This is a genomic window from Pseudomonas mandelii (genome assembly GCF_002251635.1).
GTDB lineage: Bacteria > Pseudomonadota > Gammaproteobacteria > Pseudomonadales > Pseudomonadaceae > Aquipseudomonas > Aquipseudomonas mandelii_B.
On the sequence record NZ_NMOJ01000161.1, the window covers coordinates 1 to 4,018 of the forward strand.

Consider the following 4,018-nt stretch of genomic DNA (forward strand, 5'->3'; position numbering starts at 1 on the left):
TTGAGAACCGCCGGCTTGCGCATTGGCCGCATCGACCTGGGATTGGGTCACCTGGCCGGCGGCGGTCAGTTCGAAACCGCCCAGCTTGGGGATGAACTTGCCGGTGGAATCCTGCTGGCACCAGTTGGCGACAAAGTCGGCATCGCAATCGGCCTGGCTGTCGTACACCGGGGCAATGCGCCGGTGCTCGGCCATGGCCGTCATGTAGGCGTCCGAGCACACATCCACCGGCAGCTTTTCATCGGCGCATTGCTGAACAGACTGGAAGTTGTACTTCTTCTGCAAATCGTAGGTTTTTTCCGTCGGCCCACAGCCGGATATCGCCATGGCGACCGACGCTGCCAGCGACAGCTGGACGTACTTGCTTCGTTTCATCGGGAGCTCCGTGCGCGATCAGTTCTGGGTAGGCGTCATGCACGCGGCATTCAACATGCCGACGCTGATGGCCACGGCGGCCACGTAGATACCGGCCGCGAGTTCGCCATTCTTGATGCGCTCGGACGTGCCTTTGAGCACCAGGCTGGTCAGCAGAAAGGCCAACAGTTGGACGCCGGCAGCGATCACCGCCCAGACGACGAAGTCGAGGATGCTGATCGAGTAGGCAATCACGTTGCTGGCCGGAATGGCGAAACCGATGATGGCACCGCCCAGGGCGACCGCCGCCGACACGTTGCCCGCACGGATCAGTTCGAACTCCTTGTGCGGTGTGACGCGGGTGTAGATGAACTGGAACAGCGCGAAGATGACGGCAGCCCCCAGGATGTACGTGACAAACCCGAACACGGCCGCTTTGTTCAGGGAGATGGAGAGAGCTTCTAGCATGGATTTCTTCCTTTTTTAGAGCGCATTCAGGTCGGTTGTGTACAGCGAAATGCCCAGCGAGGTGCTCAGGCTGATGGTGCCTTCCGCGTCTTCTTCGACGGAAAACAGCANGAATTCCCGNCGATCGGTCAGGCCTGTGTCGCGGGCGTACAGCATCGAACGGTGCTCAATGCTGTAGGCGNCATCCGGGTTTTGCAGCTGTTCGGTCATCGCCACCAGTTCTGTCTGGCCGGCCTCGCTGCCCCACACACGGGCGTACTCGACGCCGTCGTGGGTGTAGGTCGGCAGCCCGATCAGGCTTTGTGGCCCGGCCAGCCGGCGCAGTTCCGCTTCACTGCTGAGGGTGACGACGCTCAGGTAGTTGAACAGGATCACCGACTCGACCTGCCCGGCGATCTCGCCGGTGGTGTGCACCTGCAGCCAGTAATCTTCGTCGTTCATGTAATAGCGCGACAGCCATGTCGACTGCCCGAGATCAACGGTGCCGTTGCTCCAGATCTGTTGCGAGCCCGGGATCGTCACCGTGGTGTTGCCGTCGAGCAGCAGTTTCAGGCTGGTGTCGAACATCACGCCTTTGCCCGGCGCCAGGCCCAACGGGCCCGTAACCGGCAGGGTTTGGCCTGCGGTCCATTTCGATTCTGTATTCGCTTGCGGGGCCTCAAGCCCCATCAACTGTTTAAACCATCCCATTGGAGATTTCCTTGAGGCGGGTGGAGGCGATGTAGAAGAGTTCGCCGCCTTCAACGCGCGTGGCGCCAGGCGGGTTGATTGACGGTTGTTGAGCACCTTTGGCGCGATAGCCGATGAGGGTGGCGTTGTGCTGTTCTTTCATCCGTGTGTACAGATCGCCAAACGTCGCTTCAAAGGCCTCGGGCAGTTTCATCAGGTATTGAGTGGCGCCTTGACCCACGCACAGCAGCTCATTAATGACCACTGACGAGCCCGGATCCTGAGAGGCGCGCACCAACATTTCGATGGCCATGCTTGAGGTGCATTCCAGGCTGGGGGCGTAGGAGCTGGCGAGTGCGGCAATTTCACTTTCATTGAAGTGGGCGACCACATGCCCCACAGGGCTCAATTGATTCACCGCCAGCACGGTGGCCAGCGTCAGGTCATCAGAGGGGGTTCGCACCAGCACCCGCTCGGCACCGGGAACACCTGCGCGCCGCAGTAACGCGGTAGAGGACAGACTTTCGCCTCTGACGAACGCCGCTTTGCCCGGCATCGGGTTTTCGTCCAGCGTGCAATCGCAAATGACGATCAGGTTGTCGTTCGAGGTTTCGTCTTGAAGCAACAACTCAATGACCCGTTCGCTGGTCGCGCCTTCCCAGCCGATGAGCACGGTGTGGCCAACCTTGCCAGTGAAATCGCCTTTGCCCTTCATGCCTTTTCTCCATGCATCAATAACACTGCTGGTGGTTTTTCCGATGGCTGCGGTCAGCAGCGCAATGCCCCCGAGCATGACCCAGGTGGCCACGAAAATCCGTCCCGCCGCTGTCTGCGGCGCGAGATCGCCGTAGCCGACGGTGAGTGTGGTGGTCAGATAGAAGTAAGTAAACGTGGCGGGCGCGGTGAGGTGGTGTTCGCCCAGAAACACCAGGCCCAGATACGCCGTGCTCAGGTGTACGCCCAAGGCAATGACCAGCCCTGCCCAGCCGAAACGGTGGAAGAGGGACGAGGCATACAGGCGCAATAAAAGGAAAATCGACATTTCGTCCCTGACTCCGTGGGTACTTGTTCCTGGCGACTTCAGCGCCCCGGCGTCTGGATGCTCAAGTGCGTTCACCCGGCATTAAACCTGCTGCGCGGCGCAGAGAGAAGTACCTTGGCCGCAATAAACCCGGCGAGTGCACCAAACAGATGGCCTTCGAAGGAAATCCCCTGGCGCGGCATAAAGCCAAGGATCAGCCCGCCATACAGCAGCGCCACGACGCCGGCCGTTATCAGGTTGCCCCAGCTCCTGTGGAACCAGGCGCGGGACAAGAGGTACGCCCACAGTCCGAACACCCAGCCGCTGGCACCGACGTGTACGCCGGTAAAACCGAACAGCCAGACCAGCGAGCCGCCCAGCAGAATAATGATCGCGCTGACGGCGATGAACCGGTTGAGCCCTTCGACAATGACCAGGGTGCCCAGTACCAAAAAGGCAATCAGGTTGGCGCTCAGGTGCGCNAAGGANGCGTGCAGGAAAGGCGAGGTGATGATGCCGAGCAGACCGTGCACGGTTCTCGGGATCAAACCGAAGGCCATGAGGCTGTANCCGGTGGCTACATTGAGCAGTTGCAGCGCGACCATAAAGACGGCCAGGCCTGCGATTGTCTTGAAACCCTTCAGGGTATCCATCCTTGACCTCGATTCACTGAAAACTGAAACGCAACCTATTGTGGGAGCGAGCTTGCTCGCGATGGCGATGTATCAGTCAGCATTAATGTCGACTGGCAGATCGCAATCGCGAGCAAGCTCGCTCCCACAGGTTTTGCATTCGGCAGTTACTCGGCCGATTTTTGCTTCAGGCGTTCCAGGATCGCATTGGCGCTGCCTGTGTCCGGCGTGATGCCGGCTTCGCGCAGCTTGCGCTCCAGGTCGGTGCCCGTGGATGCCTCAGCCAGCTCATCCTGGGCTTGCAGTTCAGCGGCGCGTTGCTGCTGCTTGGCTTGCAAGCGGTTCAGCGTACCGACGGCGGTTTCCAGCTTGCCGTTGGCGCCGCCACTGGCGATGGACGCACTGACCTGGGCCTTTTGTACGCTTTCGCGCGCCTTGGCCATGTCCACTTGCTGGCGCAGGCTTTTGATCCGGNTTTCGGCTTTGGTGATGTCTTTGCGCATGCTCTCTGCATACCCGCCGAACTCGGTGGTCTGCTTTTGCTCGACGTCACGTTCGTTGGTCAGGCTCGAAATGGCTTCGGCGACTTCCATGGCCAGGTCTTCGCGATTGGCCTGGATAGCTGCCATCGCCTTGGANTCCAGGTCCTTGATCTTGGCGTCGTACTCGCCCACGCGATCAGCCGCCAGCTTGTGCTTGGCCATGATGCTGACCAGCTCACGCTTGGCGTTGGCCAGCGCCGTGTCGGCGTCGCGAATTTCCTGGTCGAGGATGCGCAGGGCTTGTTGGTCAACGATCGATTCGCCGACTTCGCTGGCACCGCCACGCAGCGCGGTGAACAATTTGCTCCAGATGGACTGAGTCATTGGATACT

The 4,018-nt window shown here is 60.1% G+C and carries 6 protein-coding genes; all 6 read right to left on the minus strand.

The genetic code is table 11. The features are described 5' to 3' along the window. On the minus strand, positions 1-375 hold a 375-nt coding region (locus B7L09_RS20705), incomplete at its 3' end, for a DUF1190 domain-containing protein (RefSeq protein ID WP_141213488.1). Positions 376-393: 18 nt separating this feature from the next. Further along, complete coding sequence (locus tag B7L09_RS20710) at positions 394-822, minus strand: DUF350 domain-containing protein (protein WP_064454311.1); 429 nt, start codon at positions 820-822, stop codon at positions 394-396. Positions 823-837: 15 nt separating this feature from the next. Continuing rightward, complete coding sequence (locus B7L09_RS20715; RefSeq protein ID WP_094470397.1) at positions 838-1,512, minus strand: DUF2491 family protein; 675 nt, start codon at positions 1,510-1,512, stop codon at positions 838-840. Next, positions 1,499-2,533 (minus strand): ion channel, encoded by a 1,035-nt coding sequence (locus B7L09_RS20720; RefSeq protein WP_094470398.1) that lies wholly within the window; start codon positions 2,531-2,533, stop codon positions 1,499-1,501. The genes B7L09_RS20715 and B7L09_RS20720 overlap by 14 nt, the downstream gene beginning before the upstream one ends. A gap of 71 nt (positions 2,534-2,604) precedes the next feature. After that, on the minus strand, positions 2,605-3,165 hold the full coding sequence (locus B7L09_RS20725) for a rhomboid family intramembrane serine protease (RefSeq protein ID WP_094470399.1): 561 nt from the start codon (positions 3,163-3,165) through the stop codon (positions 2,605-2,607). Between the two features lie 146 nt (positions 3,166-3,311). Then, entirely contained in the window at positions 3,312-4,010 is a 699-nt protein-coding gene (locus B7L09_RS20730; protein WP_094470400.1) for a PspA/IM30 family protein, read from the minus strand. Positions 4,011-4,018: the final 8 nt, after the last annotated feature.

Excerpts from the sequence above, each read along its gene's own strand:
- B7L09_RS20720 (WP_094470398.1), bottom strand. The coding sequence starts at position 2,533 with ATGTCGATTTTCCTTTTATTGCGCCTGTATGCCTCGTCCCTCTTCCAC.
- B7L09_RS20710 (WP_064454311.1), bottom strand. The coding sequence starts at position 822 with ATGCTAGAAGCTCTCTCCATCTCCCTGAACAAAGCGGCCGTGTTCGGG.